General features: G+C 73.0%; 1 protein-coding gene. It reads right to left on the reverse strand.

Annotated features, from left to right (window positions below; all coding sequences use genetic code 11):
- Positions 1-859 (reverse strand): IS481 family transposase (locus tag E4J93_RS08030; RefSeq protein WP_147588948.1); only part of this gene is annotated, 859 nt, incomplete at its 3' end.
- Between the last annotated feature and the right edge of the window lie 105 nt (positions 860-964).

Below are 964 nucleotides of genomic sequence, written 5' to 3' on the forward strand. Positions count from 1 at the left end.
GGGCGTCCGCCCTCTCGGCCTCGCTCTCCCACGCCCTCCCGTACTGCCACTCCTGGGCGATGGTGCGGTTCATCCGCTCGACCTTGCCGTTCTGCCAGGGGCTGAACGGCCTCGTGTAGACGTGCCGGACGCCGGCCGCGGCGAGCAGCCCGTTGAACTCCCCGCTGCGGTACCCCGGGCCGTTGTCCGTCATCACGCGCTCGACCGCGAGCCCCAGGCCCGCGTAGAAGCGCAGCGCGCGGCCCATGAACGCCGCGCAGGTGCCCTTGCGCTCGTCGGGCAGCAGCTCCGCGTAGGCGACCCTGCTGTGGTCGTCGACCGCGACGTGCAGGCAGGAGCGCCCGGAGCCGCGGGGCGAGCCGCAGCCGCGCCCCAGCGCGCGGTGCCCGCCGCCGTCCGGGATGCGGGCCACCTTCTTGACGTCCACGTGGATGAGCTCCCCGGGCCTGTCGCGCTCGTAGCGCACGGGGGTGACCGGGCCGCGCCGCCGGACCTCGCCGGTGACCCGGTCGATGTCGGCGAGCCCGGGCATCCCGCGCCTCGCCACGATCCTCGCGCAGGTTCGGGCGGGCACGCCGGTCGCGGCGGCGAGCCCGAGCGGGGAGAGCATGAGCTCCCGTCTGGCGGCCGCGACCCGCTCCTCGGCCTCGGGCGGCGTGAGCCTGGCCAGCCGGTGCGGCCGGCTGCTGCGGTCGGCCAGCCCCTCGCCGGACCTGCTGCGCCGCAGCCACTTGCTGGCGGTCTGGCGGCTGACGCCCATCTGGCGGGCGGCCTCGGCGACGCCGAGGCCGGACTCTACGCGGGAAACCAGGGTCTCCCGCCCCCTCGGGGTGAGCCTTGCGTTAGGATGTTGCTCCATGGGAGGGCTCCTTCGCTATGAATCTAGACAACTCACAGCATGCGGGAGCCCTCCCTATTTGTCACCATCGAGATGTAAACAACGTCTTGGCACTTAACAGCTAGC

The sequence above is a fragment of the Collinsella sp. BA40 genome, assembly GCF_008014645.1.
GTDB lineage: Bacteria > Actinomycetota > Coriobacteriia > Coriobacteriales > Coriobacteriaceae > Collinsella.